Source organism: Streptomyces sp. 796.1, from assembly GCF_047525675.1.
GTDB lineage: Bacteria > Actinomycetota > Actinomycetes > Streptomycetales > Streptomycetaceae > Streptomyces.
Map to the genome: position 1 here is coordinate 24,189 of NZ_JBLIWA010000032.1, position 20,862 is coordinate 45,050.

The following is a 20,862-nucleotide window of genomic DNA, read 5'->3' on the forward strand; positions in this document are numbered from 1 at the left end:
AGGGCCCTAACCTGGGCCCAGAAAACCTGGCGCGGAGGCTGACATGGTCGCACCCGATCTACCTATCGGCGACAGGATCAGGCACCACCGAGGCTCCCGGCGACAGGACGTCGTGGCGGGGCTGGTTGGCATCGCCCCCGACTACCTGTCCCAGATCGAGCGCGGCAAGAAGCTGCCCTCGCTACCCATCTTGTACGCCATCGCCCGAGAGCTCGGCGTATCGGCAGCCGCCCTCCTCTCCGCCAGCCCGCCCACCGACGGCCAGGACTCCGACAACACCGGGCCCGGCATCGTGCAGGCCCTCATGGGCTACGGTCCCCCGCGCAGCGCACCAGCCAGTCATCCTGACGACCTATACGAGCGCGTAGCAGCGGCTTGGCAAGCCTGGCAGGGCAGCCCAACCCGATTCACCGACGTGGCGCCACTGCTGCCTGATCTGATCTCTGACGTCGAGCACCTAGCCCGGTCACTGCGCACGCCTGCCGATGCCCCATTGCGACGTGAGGCGCTGCGCGCATCCGCAGACCTGTACTTTCTGCTCCGCTCCTATCTACGGCGAACGGGTCGCCCCGACCTGTCGATGATGGCGGCAGATCGCGCGGTTCGGGCGGCTGAGGATGCTGACGATCCGCTACGCATCGCCGCCGCACAATGGAATCTGGGGCACGCACTGCTCTCCTCACACGAGGTGGACGGCGCTGAACAGGTGGCACTGCTAGCAGTCGACGCACTTGCCTCGGCGCCGTTGCGAGGCGATGAACGGGTTGCGATGACCGGCGCGCTGCACTTGGTAGCCGTCGTTGCGGCGGCCCGCCGACGGGACTGGTCGGCTGCACGTGACCGTCTACGTAAGCACGCAACGCCGGCGGCGCGGCAATGCGGCGACGACAGCAACATCATGTGGACGGTGTTCGGCCCAACCAACGTGGAACTACACATGGTCAGCGTTGAGTTGGAGGCAGGCGAAGCCAGCGAGGCCCTGCGCATGGCCGACGAGATCAACACTCGTGCGCTACCCAGCATCGAGCGGGGCGCAACTTTCATGTTGGAAGTCGCGCGTTGCTACGACCTGCGCCGCGAAGATGCCGCCGTGCTCCTGCATCTGTTGGAGTTGGAAGAAGTAGCTCCGGAAGACCTTGCGCGAAATCCCATGGCGCGGGATCTGATTCGAGGAGTGCTGAGGCGCGCCAGGGCAATGCACGCGCGGCAGGCTCAGCGGCTCGCAGAACGAATTGGCGTGCTGTGACAGAGCTGCTGGGTCGACCGAACTCTCAGTTCGGTTAAAGCGCCGCAGCGGATTCTACGGTCAGTCATCAATCGATCACCCTTAATGACGCCGGAGGCTGCGCTGTGCCGACCGAAGCCGGACGAAACACCCCCTACGCCTGGGTCCCACCCAACAACAGCACGAACTGCTCGCGCGTCGGGGAGTTCAGCCGGCGCCCCCTCGCCCCGTGCCGCCCCCTCACCCCCGCGAACCACCTCGCCGACGCCATCGCCACCCACCACCCCGGGTGGGCCCGATGATCGCCCTCGGCTGGACCCCACCCCCGTGCCACCACCCCGCGCTCCTACCAGCCGGCCGCCAGTGGGACGCCATCCGCACCTCACTCCCCATCGCCACCCGCGCCTTCCCGTACCTGCACGGCGCAGAGACCTGCGCCAGCATCATCGACCGGCGCGCCCACACCGCCGTATGGCTCATCCCACCAGGCCAGGCGACCAACGCACCCTGGGAATGGTGGCAACGACTATCCCCCCACGTCGCCGCCTTCCCCCTCGCACCCGAACCCACCCACATCGCCTACATCGGCGTACCACCAGCCGCCCGACGCGGCGGCCCCGGCATCCACTGGCGACGACCGAACGGCTGGACCGGCCGATACGTCGTAGCCGACACCGAACTCCTGGCCCGCGCCCTCGCAGCAGCCGTCACCAGCGTCCACGGACCCGACGCCCTGGCCCGCCAATGCCGCGTCTGCCGACAGACCGTGCCCCACACCCACGCCGTCACCGCCATCGGCACACCCAACGCCACCGACCACCGCCCACGACGCCTCATCGCCCACCGCGACTGCGCCCGCGGCATGACCATCGAGGGCCAGCCATGACCCGCAGCCTCCACCGCTACGTCACCATGCACCTCGCCCCCGACCCAGACGCCGACCCCTACACCGTCCGCGCCACCTGCGGCACCTGCGTCGAACGCTCACCCGCACCCGACCCCCAGAGGACCATCAGCCAGCAGTACGAACAGGCGATGCAGTGGTGCAACGACCACGCCGCCACCGACCACCCCGACGGACGCCACCTACGCTTCGTCTCCACCGCCACCGTCCACTGGCGCGTCACCCCCTCCGAAGACATCGGCCCAGAAGCCCCCTGAACAGGGACGACGACCTTGCCCGCCGCGTCGGCACCTGGCACCTACTCGGACTCGCGGAGCCACCCCCACGCACCGCGCGGGAAGGGTCCGGCGCCACTAGGGTGGCACCGCAGTCCGTGAGCAGAGACGAGGGAGGAGATCCGGTGCGACGCCGTCAACTCCTGGCCGGTCTGGCCGGAACCAGCGCCGGCGTGGCGCTTGGGGGGCCGGCCGCCGCGCACGCTCCGGCGCGGCCGAGCCTGTCCGGGCTGGAGGACCTGCTGCTGCATCGGCAGCCCCCGGCCGCGGTCGAGGCCGACGCCACGCTGGACTCGGTCACCGCCGCGGTGCGCGCCTGCCGGCTGGACTTCAGCGGCTGCCGCTACGACCGTCTCGCCCGCGCCCTCCCGCAGCGGATCGCGCTCGCCCAGGCGCTGCGTACGAACGGCCGGCCGGAGCAGGCGGCGACCGCGGTCGCCGGGCTCTACAACACCGCGACCCGGCTGTGCATCAAGCTCGGCGAGGACGGCATGGCCGCCGTCACCGCGGACCGGGCCCTCACCGCGGCGCTCGACGGCGGGGACGTCCTCGCCATCGCGGAGGCCCACCGGATGGTCTCCTCCGCCTGGCGCCGGCAGGGCCACTACGCCCGCGCCACCGACGTCGCGGTGGCCGCCGCCGAACACCTGGCCGGCGACCGCACCGCCGACGTCACCGAGCGGCTCTCCGTACAGGGCAACCTCTACGCGACGGCCGCCTACACCGCCGCGAAACAAGGTGATCGGCACACCGCCCACGCCCTCATCGCCGAGGCCCGGGCGACCGCCGGCCGGCTCGGGCACGACGCGCTCCTGCGCGGTACGGCCTTCGGCCCCAACCAGGTTCTCCTGCACCAGGTTTCGGTCAGTTACCTGCTCGGTGACGCGGGTCAGGCCATCGAGCAGGCCCGGCGCATCGATGCCGGCACGCTGCCCACCGCCGAGCGCCGGGCCCGCTACTGGATCGACGTCGCCCGCGCCTTCGACCAGTGGGGCAAGCCCGACCGCTGCTACCGGGCCCTGCTGGCCGCGGAGCGAGCGGCGCCGCAGGAAGTGCGCCGGGACTCGGTTCTGACCATCACCACCGGGCTCCTGCGGCACGACCGCGCCCTGCCCGACGTCCGCGCCTTCGCCCGCCGCGTCGGCGCCCCCACCTAACCAGCCCCGCCACCACCCCGTCACCACCCCCGTCCCCCGTCACAAGCCGATCGGCCGCGCCCCCGTCGCCCCCGCCGACAACTCCCACAGTCGGGCCGCCGATTCGGGGGCCACCGCGTACGCGCGGACGCCGCCGGCGTCCATCGGGGCGGTGGGGGGCGAGACGCGGGCCACCTCGCAGTCCTCCAGATAGAGGCCGCCGAGGTCGGTGAGGAGTGGGGAGGTGGCCGCCCACAGGCCGGTGGCGGCGCCCTGGGACGGGGTCTTGAAGTCGGGGCCGATCACCTTGCCCTGGGCGTCGATCCAGCCGCGGTCGATCTGTTCCTGTTGGCTCAGCTCCCGCTGGAGACCCGTGATGATCTTGCCGGGGTGGAGGGCGAACGCCCGGACGCCGTCGCCCCGGCCGAGGGCGTCCAGGTGCACGGCGAACAGCGCGTTCGCCGTCTTCGCCTGGCCGTACGCGAGCCACTTGTCGTAACCGGTGCGGAAGTGCGGGTCGTGCCAGCGGATGTCGGTCAGGGTGTGCCCGGCGGAGCTGTTGACCACCACGCGCGCGCCGCCGGCCGCGGCCAGCAGCGGGTAGACCTTGCTGACCAGCGCGAAGTGGCCGAGATGGTTGGCCGCGAACTGGCTCTCCCAGCCGGGGCCGACGCGCCGCTCCGGGGTGGCCATCACGCCCGCCACCGCCAGCAGCAGGTCGATCCGGTCGAGCCGGTCGGCCAGGTGCGCGGCGGCGGTGCGCACGCTCGCGAGGTCGGTCAGGTCCAGCGGGACGACCTCACAGCGCGGTACGTCGCGCAGTGCGGCGCGGGCGGTCTCGGGGCGGCGGGCCGGGACGATGACGCGCGCCCCGGCGGCGGCGAGGGCGCGCGTGGTCTCCAGGCCGAGCCCGGAGTAGCCGCCGGTCACCAGGGCGGTCCTGCCGGACAGGTCGAACCCGGCCAGCACCTCGCTCGCGGTGCTGGCCGCGGAGTGGGGCGATCCGATGGGCTGCTGCTCAGGAGTGCTCATGGCGCCGAAGTTACGATCTAGAGCGAGGTCTAGATCAAGTCTTAGGCTGCCTTGCATGAGCAGCGGGAGCACTGACGAGAGCAGCGACGGGAACAGCGGTTCCGCCGCGTCCGCGCAGCCGCTCAGCATCGGGGAGGTCGCCGCGCGGACCGGGCTCAGCGTGCACGCGTTGCGGTTCTACGAGCGGGAAGGGCTGCTGGTCGGGCCGGTGCGCCGGAGTTCGGGCGGGCGGCGCCAGTACGCCGCCTTCGACGTGGAGTGGCTGCTGATCTGCGTCAAGCTGCGGGAGTCGGGCATGCCGCTCGCCGATCTCAAGCGCTTCGCCGCGCTGGTGCGGCAGGGCCCGGGCAACGAGGCGGAGCGGCTACGGCTGCTCGACGCCCACCGGCTGCGCGTCGACGCGCAGATCAGGGCGCTTGAGGAGTGCCGTTCGGTGATCACCTGGAAGGTCGGCGTGTACGCGGAACACCTCGCCCGCGGCGCGGCCGGCGGCCTCTGGGACCCCACCGCCACCTGACCCCCATCCCACCCATCACCCACCCATCGCCGCGCCGAGGTGCGGCGCGAAGTGCTCGGCGACCTCCGCGGCCACGGCCGCCGCGTCACGCGTTCCGTCGACCTCGATGACGCGGATGCCCAGGTGGCGGGCGTTCCGTACCGCGTCATCGGCGATCAGCCGGTCCCGGGCGAGGCGGTTGGCCTGGGCGCGGGCCGGATCGCTGACGGGGGCGTTGAGGGTTCCCGCGCGCGGGAGGGTGCGGATCTGGTGCTGGCAGAACTCCTCGGTGGGGACGAGGACGACCATCCGCCGGAGCGAGTCGAGCAGCGGCGCGACCAGTTCGGGGCGCAGCCCCCACCCCTCGGCGACCGCCGGCCGGCCGGTGGACAGGGCGCGCAGGTCGTCCAGTGCCCACTCGAAGCGGACCGGGAAGCCGGCCAGCGTCTCGGCGGCCATCTCCGCCGGGGTCCGGTTCGTCCAGACGTGGTCGGGGGTGGGGTCCGCCACGGGCTCGCCCAGGGCGACCCGCCGCGCGATCCGGCGGTCCTGATGGCCGCGGGCGTCGTGGTAGTCGTAGTGGTATGCCGTCAATCCGTAGCGATGGGCGATGAGTTCGGAAATGGTGGTCTTGCCGGACCACTGCGCACCGCCGATCCACAGCGCGCGCCGCAGGCTGCCGTGTGGGTCCCAGACGTCTGACATGCGTGTCCTCCCGTTGACGAGCGGTACGGGGCTCCGCCCGGCACGAGTCTCCTGGTGCGGCAGCGGAAATTGCAGTCTTGTCTTCACCGGGTGGTTCACAGAGAGTGGAAGGGAGGGCCGCTCCCGACCGGCCCGCCCCACTCCCCGCCCCACTCCGGCCCGCCCCGGCGCGGCCCACCCCCGGCCCGGCCCGCGCCCACCCCCGGCCCGTCCCATCCAGCCAGCCCGGCTCCGCACCAACCCCACCGGGCCCGGCCCCGTACCCCCACCCCACCGGGCCCGCCCCCGTCCCACCCCGCCGGAACGGCACTAGCACGGCCGCCGATCCCCGGCCCCGACCAACCCGACACGCACACGCAAGAGTTGACGTACTGCGATACCTCATTCACCCGCCATTCACCGGACGCAGCCCGGAATGTGGGTTTCCGGAGCGATGCTGCACCCCTGGATTACGCACCGCTCGTGCGGCGGTGCCTCGGGGGGAGTGAGGCGCGTGAAACGCATCCTCGGCATCGTGTTGGCGGCCGTTCTGATCGGCGGCGTCATCACGGCGGTCGTCCTGGGTCGGGACGACGGCTCCGGGGGGAGCAGTACGACGAAGGTGCGGGGTGTCATCGGGTCCGAGAAGGCCGAGTTCTTCCAGGACGAGCGGGTCCGCGAGGCCCTCGCCGACCAGGGCTTCGAGGTCGAGACGGAGTCCTCGGGGTCCTGGGACATGAAGGGGCTCGACCTGGGCGGCGAGGACTTCGCCTTCCCCGGCAGCTTCGCCCCCGCCGAGTCGCTGCGCAGCGGCCACAAGACGGCCGGGCCCACCACGCGGCCCTTCTACTCGCCGCTGGTGGTGCTCGCCCGGCGGCCGGCCGCCGAGACGCTGGCCCGCAACCGGTACGTCAAGCTGAGCGGCCAGCCCGGCCGCGAGGGCTCCGGCACCCTGCGGATGTCGGCGTTCCTGGACGCCGTGAAGAAGGACACCGCCTGGCAGGACCTGTCGGGCGCCGGCGAGTTCGCCGAGCTCAAGGGCGCGCTCAGCATCTCCAGCACCGACCCGCTGGCCTCCAACTCCGGTGCGCTCTACCTCGCCACCGCCGCGTACGTCGGCAACGGCAACCGGCCGGTGACCGACCGGCAGGGCGTCGAGGCCATCACGCCGCTCACCCGCAAGCTCGTCGCCGTGCAGGGCTACCAGAAGGTCAACAGCGACGACCTGTTCCGGGACTTCACCACCGGCGTCGGCACCCCGCTGGTGCTCGCGTACGAGTCGCAGATCGCCGCCCACCTGCTGCGCGGCGAGTCCGCCGACGACATCGTGGTGCTCTACCCGGACACCACCGTCTTCAGCGACCACTCGCTGGTGCCGTTCACCGACAACGGCCGCAAGCTCGGCGAACTCCTCAGGAGCGATCCCGCACTGCGCAAGTTGGCGGTGCAACACGGGTTCCGGCCGACCGACGGCACCTCCGAGTTCGACTCGGCCACCGCCAAGTACAGCGCCCACCTGCGCCAGAAGCTGACCGGAACGGTCCAGCAGGCCCAGCCGCCGCGGGCCGAGGTGATGCGGGACATCGCCCGCCGTTCCCGCGCCCAGAAGTGAGGGACGCCCCACCATGCAGCCACTGTCACCGCCCGATCCGCGGGCCGAGTCCCCGCTGGTGCTCACCCCGCCCGAGCCGGTAGCGGCCGTGCCCAAGGAGTCGGCCGTCGGCCTGGTGCCGCTCGGCGACGAGGTCGCCGCCGAGATGACGGCCAGGGCCACCGAGTACGTCGACTCGATCGCCGAACTCGACGCCCGCTCACCGGAGTTCGCCAACCGCATCGGCGAGATCACCGAGCTGGGCGCAGGCGAGATCCGCAGCGCCGCCCAGCAGTCCAACCGGATGCTGGACCGCACCGTACGCGCCCTGGCCGACGGCAAGGGCGGCCCCGGCGGCCAGGCCGGCGACGCCCAGGGCCGGGTCTCCAGCAGCCTGGTCGAACTGCGCCGCACCGTGGAGGACCTGGACCCGCGCGACTCGCCGGGGCGCGGCGCCCGCCGGCTGCTCGCCAAGCTGCCCGGCGGCAACAAGCTCCGCGACCACGTCGCGAAGTACGCGTCCGCCCAGGGCACCCTCAACAAGATCGTCGGCAGTCTCCGGTCCGGCCAGGACGAACTGCGCCGCGACAACGCCTCGCTGCACACCGAGCGGGTCAGGCTCTGGGAGACGATGGGCAAGCTCCAGGAGTACGCGGTCCTCACCGAGGCCCTGGACGCGGCCGTCGACCAGCGGGTGGTCGCGCTGGAGGCCGTCGACCCGGCGGCGGCCGACGCGCTCCGCGCCGACGTGCTCTTCCCGATCCGGCAGAAGCACCAGGACCTGCTCACCCAACTCGCCGTGTGCGCCCAGGGCTACCTGGCCATGGACGTCGTACGGCGCAACAACGACGAGCTGATCAAGGGCGTCGAGCGGGCCGCGACCACCACCGTCTCGGCGCTGCGGATCGCCGTCATGCTCGCCGCCGCGCTGGAGAACCAGCGCAAGGTCGTCGAGCAGGTCAACGCGTTGCGCGGGACGACCGAGGAGTTGATCCGCGGCAACGCGGAGATGCTGGCCACCCAGAGCGGCGAGATCCAGCGCATCGCGGCCGACCCGGCGGTGGGCGCGGAGACGCTGCGCACCGCCTTCCAGCAGATCTACCGGACGCTGGACACCATCGACACGTACAAGGCCCGTGCGACGGAGTCGATGGCCGCCACCGTCGAGTCACTGACCAACGAACTCCACCAGGCCAGTGCGTACATCGAGCGCGCACGCAGCAAGCCCGACGCGGGCGGAGAGCAGCGATGAGACCGATCCGACGCCCGGCCGCCCGACGCACCCCGGCGACCGACGCCACCGCCCGCACCCCAGTGGCCGACGCCACGGCCCGCGCCCTGGCCACCGGAAACGGCCAGGCCGCCGAGAACGGCCAGGTCAGCCCGCGCAGCCGCCGGCGGCGCCCGGTGCGGCTGCTGTCCACCATCACCGCGGCCGTCCTCGCCCTGGCCCTGGCCGCCGGCTGCTCCGGCTCCGACGGGGGCGGCGGGGACGACGACAAGGACCGGCAGGGCGAGGGCCGCTCCCCCGGCACCCTGCGGGTGCTGGCCAGCAGCGAGCTGGCCGACGTGTGGCCCGTACTGGAGGAGGCCGAGCGGGCCACCGGCGTCAAGGTCGAGCCGACCTGGACCGGCACCCTGGACGGCGCGCAGCAGGTGGCGTCGGGCAAGGCCGACGGCAAGTACGACGCGGTGTGGCTGGCCTCCAACGACTACCTGCGGCTGCTCACCGGCGAGAGCAAGAAGCTGCGCACCCAGACCCCGATCGTCTCCTCGCCGGTGGCGCTCGGGCTGCGGTCGGCCGCCGTGCAGCGGCTGGGCTGGAACCCCGAGAAGGTCACCTGGGCGCAGGTCCACCAGGCCGTCACCGACGGCAAGCTCAACTACGGCATGACCGACCCGGTCCGCTCCAACTCCGGCTACTCCGCGCTGATCGCCCTGACCTCCGCACTCTCCGGCGCGCAGTCCGCGCTCACCGAGGCCGACGTCAAGAAGGCGTCGCCCAAGCTGCGCGAGTTCTTCGCCGGGCAGCGGCTGACCTCCGGCTCCTCCGGCTGGCTGGCACAGGCGTTCGCCCGCCGCGCCTCCCAGCAGCCGCAGGTCGACGCGCTGATCAACTACGAGTCCGTACTGCTCTCGCTCAAGCGCGGCAAGCTCACCAACGGCACGGGCACGCCGGGCGCCGACGGCGGGCAGCAGGGCGACGCGGTGGCCGGCATCAGCGATCTGACCATCATCCGGCCCACCGACGGCGTCATCACCGCCAACTACCCGCTGAGCCTGCTGTCATCGGCCGACCAGTCGGCCCGCGACTCCTTCAGCCGGCTCTCCCGGCACCTGCGCTCGCCCGCGACCCAGCAGGCGCTGACCGACCAGACCCTGCGCCGTCCGGTGCTCTCCTCCGTCAAGCCCGCCGCCGGCATCGGCCGCGACCCGCGCCACGAACTGCCCTTCCCCGGCAGCCGCGAGGTGGCGGACGGGCTGCTGGACTCGTACGAGAACGAGCTGCGCCGCCCCTCGCGCACCGTGTACGTGCTCGACACCTCGGGCTCGATGCGGGAGGAGCGGCTCGACCGGCTGAAGGCGGCGCTGCGGAAGCTGACCGGTACGGACAGGTCGGCGACCGGCGACCGGTTCCGCGACCGCGAGGAAGTCACGCTGATGCCCTTCGGCGACCGGGTCAAGGAGGTCACCACGCACACCGTGCCGGAGAAGCAGCCGGCGGAGGCGCTCGACCTGATCCGTACGAACGTGGACGCGCTCAGCGCCGACGGCGACACGGCCATCTACAGCAGCCTGGAGCAGGCGTACAAGCACCTGGGCGAGCGCGCGTCGAAGACCGGCGACGACCGGTTCACCTCGATCGTGCTGATGACGGACGGCGAGAACACCAGCGGGGCGGGGGCGCCGGAGTTCAAGAAGTTCTACGACGGCCTCTCGGCCGACCAGCGCACCATCCCGGTCTTCCCGATCCTCTTCGGCGACTCGGACCGGATGGAGCTCGAAGAGATCGCCGACGTCACCGGCGGCCAGCTCTTCGACGCGGTGCAGGGCTCGCTCGACGGCGCCTTCGAGGAGATCCGTGGCTACCAGTGACCGGGGCGCGGGGCGCACCGTGGTGCGGTACCTGGAGTCCCGCAAGAACCTGGCCGGCTGCGGGCTCGGCCTGCTGGGCCTCGGGCTCTACGCGGTGGGGGTGGCCGGCGCGTACTGGCCGGTGGTGATCGCCGGTCTGTACGGGGCGGGTGCCCTGCTGGCCCCGCCCGAGCGCCCGCACTCCCCCCAGTTCCCCGCCCCCGGTGAGCAGGTTGACGCGCTCCGCACCGACCTGGCGACGCTGCGTACGTACCTGGCCGGGGTGCGCGACCGGGACCGGCTGCCGGAGGAGACCGACCGGGAGCTGGCGGACCTGCTCGACCTGCTGACCGCGCTGCTCGACCCGGAGCGCGGCGGGGCTGAGGCGCTGGCGAGCGACGGCGAGGCGCTGCACCGGCTGACCCGGATCATCCGCCAGGACACCCCGGACAGCGTCGACGCCTATCTGCGCACCCGCTGGTGGTCCCGGCTGGCCCCCGGTTCCCCGTCCCCGGATGAGGAGTTGCGGCGCCAGGTGGGCCTGCTGGTCGAGGAGGCCGCGGGTCTGGCCGCCACGCTGCGCGACGCCGAGTCCTGGCGCCAGCGGGCCCTGACCCAGTACTACGAGGACCGGGCGGGCCCGGGCGACCTGGGGGGCGGGCCCGGCGGCCCGGGAGCGGGCCCGCAGGTGGGCCCGGAAGCGGCGGGCGATCCCGGGGCGGCGGGCGGGGCCGGCTAGCGGTGGCGAGCGCGGCGGTCGGGCCGCGCGCGGGAAGGCCCCCGGCAGCAGCCGGGCCACGCTTCGTACGAGCACCTCGCACGAACGCCGCGTACGAACACCGCGCGCGCAAGCCACGCACACCCGGCCCCCGAGGGCCGTTCGCAGGGACGCCCTCCCGTCGGAGGGCGTCCCCGTGCGTCAGCCGAGGCGGGCCACCAGGGCGCGGTACTCGTCCCACAGCTCCTTCGGCGTGTGGTCGCCGAAGGTGTTCAGGTGCTCGGGCACCAGGGCCGCCTCCTCGCGCCAGACCTCCGGGTCGACGGTGAGCAGGAAGTCCAGGTCGGCGGCGGTCAGGTCGAGCCCGTCGGTGTCCAGCGCCTGCGGCGTCGGCAGCACGCCGATGGGGGTCTCGACGCCCTCCGCGGTGCCTTCGAGCCGTTCCACGATCCACTTCAGGACGCGGCTGTTCTCACCGAAGCCGGGCCAGACGAAGCGGCCGTCGTCGTCCTTGCGGAACCAGTTGACGTAGTAGATCTTCGGCAGCTTGGCCGGGTCGGCGCCCTGCCCGACCTTGATCCAGTGGCCCATGTAGTCGCCCATGTTGTAGCCGCAGAACGGCAGCATGGCGAACGGGTCGCGGCGCAGCTCACCCACCTTGCCCTCGGCCGCGGCGGTCTTCTCGGACGCCACGTTGGCGCCGAGGAAGACGCCGTGCTGCCAGGAGAGCGACTCGGTGACCAGCGGCACCGCGCTGGCCCGCCGGCCGCCGAAGAGGATCGCCGAGATCGGCACGCCCTTCGGGTCCTCCCACTCGGGCGCGATGATCGGGCACTGCCCGGCCGGCACGGTGAAGCGGGCGTTGGGGTGCGCGGCCGGCGTCCCGCTCTGCGGGGTCCAGTCGTTGCCCTTCCAGTCGGTCAGGTGCGCGGGCGGCTCCTCGGTCATGCCCTCCCACCACACGTCGCCGTCGTCGGTGAGCGCGACGTTGGTGAAGACCGCGTTGCCCCACATCGTCTTCATCGCGTTGGCGTTGGTGTGCTCGCCGGTGCCGGGCGCGACGCCGAAGAACCCGGCCTCCGGGTTGATCGCGTACAGCCGTCCGTCCTCGCCGAACCGCATCCAGGCGATGTCGTCGCCGATGGTCTCCACGGTCCAGCCGGGGACGGTCGGCTCCAGCATGGCCAGGTTGGTCTTGCCGCAGGCGGACGGGAAGGCCGCGGCCACGTACTTCGCCTCGCCCTGCGGCGGGGTCAGCTTGAGGATCAGCATGTGCTCGGCGAGCCAGCCCTCGTCGCGGGCCATGACGGAGGCGATGCGCAGCGCGTAGCACTTCTTGCCGAGCAGCGCGTTGCCGCCGTAGCCGGAGCCGTACGACCAGATCTCGCGGTCCTCGGGGAAGTGCGAGATGTACTTCGTGGTGTTGCACGGCCAGGGCACGTCCGCCTCGCCCGGCGCCAGCGGCGCGCCGAGCGTGTGGACGGCCTTGACGAAGTCGCCGTCGTCGCCGAGTTCGTCGAGGACCGCGGCGCCCATGCGCGTCATGGTGCGCATCGAGACGGCGACGTACGCGGAGTCGGTGATCTCCACGCCCATGGCGGAGAGCGGGGAACCGAGCGGGCCCATGCAGAACGGGACGACGTACATGGTGCGCCCGCGCATGGCGCCGCGGAAGACGCCCTGGTCACCGGTGAAGACCTCGCGCATTTCGGCGGGGTCCTTCCAGTGGTTGGTGGGTCCGGCGTCCGCCTCGTCGGCGGAACAGATGAAGGTGCGGTCCTCGACGCGGGCCACGTCGCTCGGGTCGGACGCGGCGTAGTACGAGTGCGGGCGCTTGATCGGGTCGAGCTTCTTGAACGTGCCCTTGGCCACGAGTTCCTCGGCCAGCCGCTCGTACTCGGCCTGTGAGCCGTCGCACCAGACGATCTCGGCGGGCTCGGTGAGTGCGGCGATCTCTTGGACCCAGGAGATCAGTTCCTGGTGGTTCGTGGGAGTGGGGTTCTGAGCCACGGGGCCACCGGCCCCGGAGGAATCAGCGCTGCGCGCCACGATCGCTCCGTTCCGCCGAAGCCCGACTGCTCCGGCGCCAGATTGAGGGTTTTGGTCGGATAGCAGACATCGACGGACGCAGCTACGAAATTCGACGTAAGCGGCTACGAAAAGTGCATACGTCTGCCTATCCAATGAGGGAGACAGCTACCCCTTGGGGGCTGCGACCCGGATGCTCAGCTCATCCGGTGCCGACCGCGCTCATTTGATCATCCGACCCGTTCGCCATTCTGTCCAGAGGGCGCCTCCGTGACCATCACCACTCGACACCGGCCCGTAACTTACGGTGGCGTAGGTAGCATGACCGGCATGACTGTCGCCGTGCCCGACACCGCCGCCACCACCAGCGAGTTGGACGCGGTGGCGCCACCACCACTCAAACCGCGGCTGCGCGGCTGGCTACACGCCGGCATGTTCCCCGCGGTGCTCATCTCCGGCGTCCTGCTGACCGCGCTGGCCGACAGCGGCCGGGGCCGGCTGGCCTGCGCCATCTACACGCTCACCGCGTGCCTGCTGTTCGGCGTCAGCGCGCTGTACCACCGCGGCACCTGGGGCCCGCGCGCCGAGGGCATACTCAGGCGGCTCGACCACGCCAACATCTTCCTGATCATCGCCGGCACGTACACGCCGCTGACGCTGCTGCTCATCGACGGCGGCAGACAGCAGTTCCTGCTCTGGGGCATCTGGGCGGCGGCCCTGGCCGGCATCGCCTTCCGCGTCTTCTGGGTCGGCGCCCCGCGCTGGCTCTACACGCCCTGCTACATCGCCATGGGCTGGGCCGCCGTCTTCTTCCTCCCCGACTTCCTGCGCACCGGCGGCATCGCCGTCCTGGTCTGCGTCATCGTCGGCGGCGTCCTCTACAGCGCCGGCGGCGTCATCTACGGCATCAAGCGCCCCAACCCCTCACCCCGCTGGTTCGGCTTCCACGAGGTCTTCCACTCCCTCACGCTGGCCGCCTTCGTCGTGCACTACGTGGGCATCTCGCTGGTGGCCTACCAGCACGGGTAGGCAGCGGTTCGAGCCTCCGGCTCCGACCGGCCACGACCGGCCCTGACTCGGCACGACCCGACGCCCGGGCGCGCGACTCCTTCGCGGCCCGGGCGTTTTCGTTGGTTGGGTTGGGTCGGGTCGGGGCTTTGGTTTTTGGGGCTGGGGGCTGGGGGGCTGGGACCACAACCACCCCAACCTGCTACAGCTCCACCACCACCGCCCCGACGTGCTGCCCCGCGATCAGCCCCACCAGGGCGCCCGGCGCCTGGTCGAGCCCCGTGAACCGGGTGTGCGGGAAGGTGAGGCGGCCGGCCGCCATCGCCGCGCCGATCTCGCGGGTCCACTGCGGCACGCTGTCCAGGTGGTCGAGGAGCGTCAGGCCGCGCAGCTCGATGCTCCGGGCGAGCAGTTGCAGCGTGTCGATCTCCACCAGGGCCGTACTGCCGGCGGGTCCGAGCTGCCCGGAGAGCGCGCCGATGATGGCGAACCTGGCCTTCCGGTTGGCCACCTTCAGGGCGGCCTGGAGTTGCTCGCCGCCGACGTTGTCGAAGACAACGTCGAGGCCGTCGGGGGCCAGCCGCCGCAACTGCTCCTCGATCGGGCCCGCGCCCCTGAGCACGGCCGCGTCGTAGCCGAGCTCCCCGGTCAGGTAGTCGGCCTTGCGCTGCGAACTGGTGCTGCCGATCACCCGCGCCGCCCCGTGCAGCCTGGCGATCTGCCCGGCCATGCTGCCCACACCGCCGGCCGCCCCGCTGACGAACACGGTGTCCCCCGGGCGCACCTCCCCGCCGCGCACCACACCGGCCCACGCGGTCAGCGCCTGCGACAGGTGCGCCGCGGGGTCCGGCAGCGCGTCCAGGTCGAGCGCCCGCACGGAGCCGGCGTCCACGGCCGCGTACTCACGCCAGGAAGCGTGGTGCTCCACCAGGTCACCGACCGCAACCCCGGCCCCGGCGCTCGCACCCGCACCCGCACCCGCCGCGTCGTCGCCCACGGCGACCACCTCGCCGATCGCCGGCCCCCACAGCGGCGCGTCCACCTCGTACGCCGGCATCGGGAGATCCGCGTCGGTCATCAGTGTGCGCATGACGGCGACGACGGCCATGTACCGGTTGCGTACGAGGAGTTGCCCCGGCCCTGGCGCGGGAACGGGCGCGGTGCGGAGCGCGAAGTGCTCCGTACGCAACTCTGCGCCGGGGCGCTCGACGAGCCGCACCTCACGGTGGGTCGCGGGCACGTCGACGGGACGACCGGCGGTGGTGACAGGGGACATGGCACTCCTCGGCTTACCGGGCAGCGCGCCGGGCGCACCACAGCACCCCGCACGGCCGACGAACGATCTCCCCACACGGTAGGGCGCTCCACAGGTCCGCCCTGCTCAACTAGGCGCTTCGACAAGTGACTTGAGGTCTCCGCCCGGCGCCCCCGCGACCCTCTCCAGGTACGTCGCTGACGCGCGCGAATGCGGAGGGACGGGCAGGAATGGGCGTACGGGGTGGGGGCGCGGCGGGGTGTGGCGGTGGCGCGACGGGCGGCGGGGAGCCACGTACCGACGGGCTGTCGGAAAACGTACGCGGGCGCTCACACGGGCCCGACCGGGCCCCCGCCGGCTCGGCCCCTACCACACGCGTGCCGGCCCGCCCCCACCCGCTCCCCCGCCCACGGGAGCGGGCCCGCTCAGCCCGACCGGCTCGACTCCGATCGGCTCAGCCCCGACCGCCGTCCCCGTCCCCATCCCGCTCCGCGGGAGCGGCCCCCGCATCCGGCAGGTCCGACCCGGGGGCGCGCAGGTCCGGCCCGGCGCCCGGCACGTGCGCGCCGCCCAGCGCCGCGGCCAGCCGCTCGGGGTCGGTCGTCGGGGCGTCGCAGGTGAAGTTGCGGCAGACGTAGGCCGCCGGGCGGCCGTCGACCAGCGGCCGGTCCGCGAGGAGCGGCACCTCGTCGCCGCCGGGTTCGCCGACCGCCACCACCGCGCCCGGAGCCGTACCGAGCAGCGCGGCGCGGTGCAGTCGCCGCGTCGCCGGGTCGTCGGCGGGCCCGACGACCGCCACTTCACGCGGCCCGTCGAGCAGCGCCTCGGCCACGGCCAGGCCCCAGCCGATGAAGCGCGGGGCGCGGCCGGCGAGCGCGGTGACCACGCCGAGGGCGCGTTCGGCGGCCTCCCGGTGCGTGCTGCTGCCGGTGGCCGCCGCGTAGCTGACGAGCGCGCCGGCCGCCGCCGTCCAACCGGACGGCACGGCGTTGTCGGTCGGGTCCTGCGGGCGCCTGATCAGCGCTTCCGCGTCGTCGGGCGTGTCGAAGAGGGCGCCGTCCGGCCCGGCGAAGTGCCGCAACACGGTGTCGAGCAACAGCCCGGCGAACTCCACCCACACGCCCTCACCGGTCACCGAGGCCAGGGCGAGGAACCCCTCGGCGACGTCGGCGTAGTCCTCAAGGACACCGCCGTTGGTGCCGGGCACGCCGTCGCGCGAGGTCCGCACCAGCCGGCCGTGGTAGTCGAGGTGCACCCGCACCAACAGGTCGGCCGCCTCGACGGCCGCCGCCGTCAGGTCCGGGCGCTCGAAGTAGGCCCCCACCTCGGCGAGGGCGGCGATCGCCAGCCCGTTCCAGGCCGCCACGACCTTGTCGTCCCGCTCGGGCCGCGGCCTCAACTCCCTTGCCGCGAAAAGCCGTTGCCGAACGGAAGCAAGCAACTCCCCGTCGATCAGAGGCTGCCCGTCCGGCAGCCGCAACACGGAAGCCCCCTCCTCGAAGGTGCCCTCATCGGTCACCCCGAAGTACGCGGCAGCCAACTCCCCATCAGCCACGCCAAGTACCTCGCGCAACTGCTGCGGCGTCCACACGTAGAAGGCGCCTTCGGCGTGCTCGGCGTGGCCGGCGGGTGGGGTGTGGGTGCCGGGCGCGGCGGGTGCGGCGGGCCCGTTGGGGGCGTCGGGTGAGCCGGGCGCGGCGGGTGTGCCGGGTGAGGCAGACGCGCCAGGCACGGCAGGCGCATCGGACGCACCACCCACCCCAGGCTCCCCGCCTGTCCCGGGCACCCCGGTCTCCCCGGTCTCCCCGGGGACGGCACTATCCGCATCAAGCGCCGACGCGAATCCGCCCTCCCCCGTACGGAGTTCCCGCACCAGGAATTCCGCGGTCTCCAGCGCGACACGGCGCGCGAGGTCCGATCCCGTACTCCGCCACAGATGCGCGTACACCCGGCAGAGCAACGCATTGTCATAAAGCATCTTCTCGAAATGCGGTACGACCCAATCAGCGTCCACGGAATAACGCGCGAAGCCACCCCCGAGCTGATCGTACAAACCCCCACGCGCCATGGCCTCGCAGGTGGCCTGCACCATTTGCAGCGCGGCCTGGGACCCGGTCCGCGCATGGTGTCGGAGCAGGAACTCAAGCCCCATGGACGGCGGAAACTTCGGCGCCCCACCGAACCCACCACGCACCGCGTCGAATTCCCGAGTGAGCCCCATCAGGGCCGCGTGCAGATCGGCCGCCGCGGGCGGCGTGGGCGCGCCGTAGGAGAGCGTCCGCCCAGCAAGATCCCGCACGATCCGCCCGGCCACCTCCCCCACCTCGTCCCGCCGCTCATCCCACGCCCGAACCACCCCTTCCAGCACCTGCCGGAACCCAGGCATCCCGTGCCGCGCCCGAGGCGGAAAATACGTACCAAAATAAAACGGCTCGGCATCCGGCGTAAGAAACACGGTCATCGGCCACCCACCCTGCCCGGTAGCCGCCTGCACCACCTCCATGTACACAGCATCCACATCCGGCCGCTCTTCACGATCGACCTTGACGGACACGAAGTGCTCATTGAGGTAGGCGGCGACGTCGCGATCGGCGAAGGATTCGCGCGCCATGACGTGGCACCAGTGGCACGCGGCGTAACCGACGCTGAGCAGGACAGGCACATCCCGCCGCCTCGCTTCCTCAAACGCCTCCGGCGTCCAGGGCCACCAGTCGACGGGATTGTCGGCGTGCTGAAGAAGATATGGCGAGGTCACACCAGCCAACCGGTTCATACGGCCCAGCCTCTCACGGCGCCAGCACGGGTACGGGGACCCCACGGACGCGGGCGTCTCGTGACCGCGGGTCAGCACGGAGCTTGAACACTCCTGGTCCTGTTCAAGCTCCTCCGATGAAGTACGGGGTGGCCGCCGTAAGCCCGGGAGCCTCCAAGCACCACAACCGGCTGGCCCGGGCCCTGGGCGCAGCCGCGGGCCCGAACTGGAACGCCGACACGGACTTCGACGTCCGCTTGCAGACGTTCCCCTCACCAACCGTCGGCCGGACGTCATCGTCTATCGGGCGGAGACCCGCCCCGAGCACGTACTCCTGGTCGTCGAGGTCGTGTCGCCCGGCTCGGAAACCAACGACCGGATCGTTCAACACCAAGGCCAGCATCCCCTCCTACTGGCGCACCGCACAGACCGCCGCGGGGCCCCGATTCGTCTACACATATGTTGTCGACCCCGCTACCAAGACTTACAGGGACAGCGAGGTGCTCACCGGCGCAGTGAATGCCACTAAACCCTTTCCCGCCATAGTCGATCTTGGACCACGTAGAGAGCGATTGACCTGGCACCGCCGCGGGCCCTTCACCAGAAAACCCCCTGCGTCACCAGTCTCTGTGTAGCGGACCAGATAAGAGCCCTCACGGAGCGTGCCTACGCCGTCTCACGTGACCTCGCTGGCCCAAGCTACCGGGTCGTGCAAGTTCACCGGCCCCAGTGGCAGGCGTTAGTCTCTCCGAACGACCACAGCATCCCGGCAGCGACGGTCGAGGAAACACAGGCCGAGCTCCGCACCGAAACCAACAAACAACCCTGGAAGCCGACGAGCCAGTGAGCGATATCCCAATGATCCTTACTTCCTGCCGCCCGCTGACACCACCGCAAATGCCGACACCACCGCAAATCACGTGAACATACGGGATCGCATCGTGCCGCCGGCCGTCGAGTCAACGGCGGGACATCCGCAGCGCGCAGGCTGTACATGCCTGAACTCGCAGCCGCTCACTCGGTGTCGATGTCGGCCTCCCCGACCTCCTTGTCCGCCGACTTGATGCCCAGACTTTCGATGAACTGCCGCTCCTGCGCAGCCAGCTCGTGCTGGCGCGCAAGAATGAAGTCGGTGAACTCATCAGCCTTGAGGTGCTCAATGGACGCGAGACTGACTCCGTGTGAGTCCAGGATGTCGGTCCTCCCCTCCTCCGCAAGTCTGATAAGTGCCTGCCGGATCGACACGCCTGGCGGTGTCGTCATGACAATCCGGTTAGCAGGGCTGGACGCCCCCGGGACCCCGGTCTGAGTGATGATGTGTCGATAGGTCACGCTGTGTGCCGTCGCCAGCTGCTCCAATACGTTGGCGGTGCCGCCGTCGAGGTTCTTCCGCTCAGGGAACGTCAACAGATCCCAGAGGAGGTAGGCTCGCACGCGCGCGCTGCGCAGGTCGAAGCGCTCGGGGAAGGAACGGGCCCGCTCACCGGAGTACCTGAGCCCGCCCGCGCCCCGGGCGAAGGCCTTCATCTCTGTGATGAAGTTCCGGACCTGGGTGGTGGTGGACCCAGCGAAGGTGCCCGCTAGCGACGTCGTCCAGAACCAGTTCCGGAGCTTGACTCGCTGTTCCGCTTCGACCTTGTCAGAGAAGTGGAAGAAGACAGCGAGCAGCATGATCTGGATGTTGTAGGGAACCAAGCGGGCCAGCGGTACCCGGACCTCATTCCGCAGGAAGTCGACCACCTGCTGAAGGATCAGATCGGTGGCTGTCACTGCGGTCATGAGCTGGCCCTGGACCTTGCGGGCCATGGTCTCCCAGGATGTGTCCCGCTGCACGTCCTCCTCGCCGGACAGAGCAAGGACAGTCTGAAAGATCGTCATGATCGGGATCTCACCGAAGCCAGAAGCGGCGACTCGTCCCTTGATCTCTTCCATCTTGTCGCTAAGCGTCTCCGAGCCGATGGTCCCGTAGGTCAGAGCGGATACCATTTGATCGGGCCGCATCTTCTGACCGCTGCTGTTGATCCTAGAAAAGACTTCGATAGCCTGCTGGAGAGTGCCCCCCTCCATGCGCACCACTGAGACCTTGTAGTTCTTCACGCGCTTGGCGATGCGCTCGCTCTCCGTCGTGAGGCGATCGGCCTGCTCACGGGAGCCGGAGACATCGGACAGCTTCCGAGCGTATTCGAGAAAGTCCAAGGTCCCCAGCACCGACCGCATAGGCAGGAAGTGGCTGGGCACCTCCTCGCCACTCTTCCAGTGGCGGTAGCGCAAGCCGTCGTTTTCTGACCGGACGAGCGGCCTGTAGACCCACCACATCCAGTCCTCCTGCCGCGTGGACCGGGGAGCGTCGGCCGACCGGTGGAGGACGCCGAAGAGCGTCGAGAGCCGCTGATGACCGTCCAGCACGTAGGCGATCTTCGCCCCTTCTGGAGCCGACGGAATTCTATGCCCACCGATGGTGTCGAGGCTTTCGAGCGGCATGGGAGTCTCCCAGATGAGCAGGCTTCCCATAGGATAGCCACGCTCCAGGCTGTCGAAGAGCTGCAGCATCTGCTCAGGGCGCCACAAGAAGGGGCGCTGAAACTTCGGCACTCGCAGCTCTCCCTGCGAAATGCGCTCCAACACCTGCTCCAGGAAGTGGACCTCCGGTACCACCGAAATGTCCTTGGCCACCTCTGCATCT

General features: G+C 71.1%; 16 protein-coding genes and 1 pseudogene. 11 read left to right on the forward strand and 6 right to left on the reverse strand.

Features of this window, described 5'->3' with window-relative positions:
- Positions 1-43: 43 nt before the first annotated feature.
- From ACMA1D_RS21515 to ACMA1D_RS21530, 4 genes are all read left to right on the forward strand, one after another.
- Entirely contained in the window at positions 44-1,246 is a 1,203-nt protein-coding gene (locus ACMA1D_RS21515; protein ID WP_414725644.1) for a helix-turn-helix domain-containing protein, read from the forward strand.
- Positions 1,247-1,523: 277 nt separating this feature from the next.
- Positions 1,524-2,111 (forward strand): hypothetical protein, encoded by a 588-nt coding sequence (locus ACMA1D_RS21520; RefSeq protein WP_414725645.1) that lies wholly within the window; start codon positions 1,524-1,526, stop codon positions 2,109-2,111.
- Positions 2,108-2,386 carry a hypothetical protein gene (locus tag ACMA1D_RS21525; RefSeq protein ID WP_414725646.1) on the forward strand — a complete coding sequence of 93 codons (279 nt, stop codon included), beginning with the start codon at positions 2,108-2,110 and terminating at the stop codon, positions 2,384-2,386. The genes ACMA1D_RS21520 and ACMA1D_RS21525 overlap by 4 nt, the downstream gene beginning before the upstream one ends.
- Positions 2,387-2,502: 116 nt before the next feature.
- Positions 2,503-3,561: an XRE family transcriptional regulator gene (locus ACMA1D_RS21530; RefSeq protein ID WP_414725647.1), complete on the forward strand. Its 1,059-nt coding sequence runs from the start codon at positions 2,503-2,505 to the stop codon at positions 3,559-3,561.
- Positions 3,562-3,600: 39 nt separating this feature from the next.
- Here ACMA1D_RS21530 and ACMA1D_RS21535 read toward each other — a convergent pair whose 3' ends face one another.
- Positions 3,601-4,572 carry an SDR family NAD(P)-dependent oxidoreductase gene (locus ACMA1D_RS21535; RefSeq protein ID WP_414725648.1) on the reverse strand — a complete coding sequence of 324 codons (972 nt, stop codon included), beginning with the start codon at positions 4,570-4,572 and terminating at the stop codon, positions 3,601-3,603.
- Between the two features lie 55 nt (positions 4,573-4,627).
- On the opposite strand from ACMA1D_RS21535, the gene ACMA1D_RS21540 reads away from it, so the two are divergent.
- Positions 4,628-5,089: a MerR family transcriptional regulator gene (locus tag ACMA1D_RS21540; RefSeq protein WP_414725649.1), complete on the forward strand. Its 462-nt coding sequence runs from the start codon at positions 4,628-4,630 to the stop codon at positions 5,087-5,089.
- Positions 5,090-5,104: 15 nt separating this feature from the next.
- Here ACMA1D_RS21540 and ACMA1D_RS21545 read toward each other — a convergent pair whose 3' ends face one another.
- A complete protein-coding gene (locus ACMA1D_RS21545; RefSeq protein WP_414725650.1) occupies positions 5,105-5,773 on the reverse strand; it encodes a hypothetical protein in 669 nt (222 codons plus the stop codon).
- A gap of 493 nt (positions 5,774-6,266) precedes the next feature.
- Between ACMA1D_RS21545 and ACMA1D_RS21550 the strand changes: the two genes are divergently transcribed.
- Genes ACMA1D_RS21550 through ACMA1D_RS21565 form a run of 4 tightly spaced genes read left to right on the forward strand, consistent with a single transcriptional unit; the run spans position 6,267 to position 11,157 of the window.
- Positions 6,267-7,364, forward strand: coding sequence for a hypothetical protein (locus ACMA1D_RS21550; protein WP_414725651.1), 1,098 nt, complete (start codon positions 6,267-6,269; stop codon positions 7,362-7,364).
- Between the two features lie 13 nt (positions 7,365-7,377).
- Positions 7,378-8,595, forward strand: coding sequence for a toxic anion resistance protein (locus ACMA1D_RS21555; protein ID WP_414725652.1), 1,218 nt, complete (start codon positions 7,378-7,380; stop codon positions 8,593-8,595).
- Positions 8,592-10,439 (forward strand): substrate-binding and vWA domain-containing protein, encoded by a 1,848-nt coding sequence (locus tag ACMA1D_RS21560; protein WP_414725653.1) that lies wholly within the window; start codon positions 8,592-8,594, stop codon positions 10,437-10,439. Before ACMA1D_RS21555 ends, ACMA1D_RS21560 begins: the two co-directional genes overlap by 4 nt.
- On the forward strand, positions 10,426-11,157 hold the full coding sequence (locus ACMA1D_RS21565; RefSeq protein WP_414725654.1) for a hypothetical protein: 732 nt from the start codon (positions 10,426-10,428) through the stop codon (positions 11,155-11,157). The genes ACMA1D_RS21560 and ACMA1D_RS21565 overlap by 14 nt, the downstream gene beginning before the upstream one ends.
- Positions 11,158-11,337: 180 nt before the next feature.
- Here ACMA1D_RS21565 and ACMA1D_RS21570 read toward each other — a convergent pair whose 3' ends face one another.
- Positions 11,338-13,146, reverse strand: a complete 1,809-nt coding sequence (locus ACMA1D_RS21570) for a phosphoenolpyruvate carboxykinase (GTP) (protein WP_414725655.1) — start codon at positions 13,144-13,146, stop codon at positions 11,338-11,340.
- 348 nt (positions 13,147-13,494) lie between these two features.
- Here ACMA1D_RS21570 and trhA point away from each other — a divergent pair, with 348 nt between their 5' ends.
- Complete coding sequence (trhA, locus tag ACMA1D_RS21575) at positions 13,495-14,193, forward strand: PAQR family membrane homeostasis protein TrhA (RefSeq protein WP_414725656.1); 699 nt, start codon at positions 13,495-13,497, stop codon at positions 14,191-14,193.
- Between the two features lie 181 nt (positions 14,194-14,374).
- On the opposite strand, the gene ACMA1D_RS21580 is transcribed toward trhA, so the two are convergent.
- The gene (locus ACMA1D_RS21580) at positions 14,375-15,448 is read right to left on the reverse strand and encodes an MDR family NADP-dependent oxidoreductase (RefSeq protein WP_414725657.1); all 1,074 of its coding nucleotides are present in this window, start codon (positions 15,446-15,448) and stop codon (positions 14,375-14,377) included.
- 433 nt (positions 15,449-15,881) lie between these two features.
- Positions 15,882-18,200, reverse strand: coding sequence for a thioredoxin domain-containing protein (locus ACMA1D_RS21585; protein WP_414725658.1), 2,319 nt, complete (start codon positions 18,198-18,200; stop codon positions 15,882-15,884).
- 125 nt (positions 18,201-18,325) lie between these two features.
- Here ACMA1D_RS21585 and ACMA1D_RS21590 point away from each other — a divergent pair.
- Positions 18,326-18,736: pseudogene (locus ACMA1D_RS21590) on the forward strand (Uma2 family endonuclease); the annotation flags it as partial.
- Positions 18,737-19,193: 457 nt separating this feature from the next.
- Here the strand turns inward: ACMA1D_RS21590 and ACMA1D_RS21595 are convergent.
- A complete protein-coding gene (locus ACMA1D_RS21595) occupies positions 19,194-20,852 on the reverse strand; it encodes a DUF262 domain-containing protein (protein ID WP_414725659.1) in 1,659 nt (552 codons plus the stop codon).
- Positions 20,853-20,862: the final 10 nt, after the last annotated feature.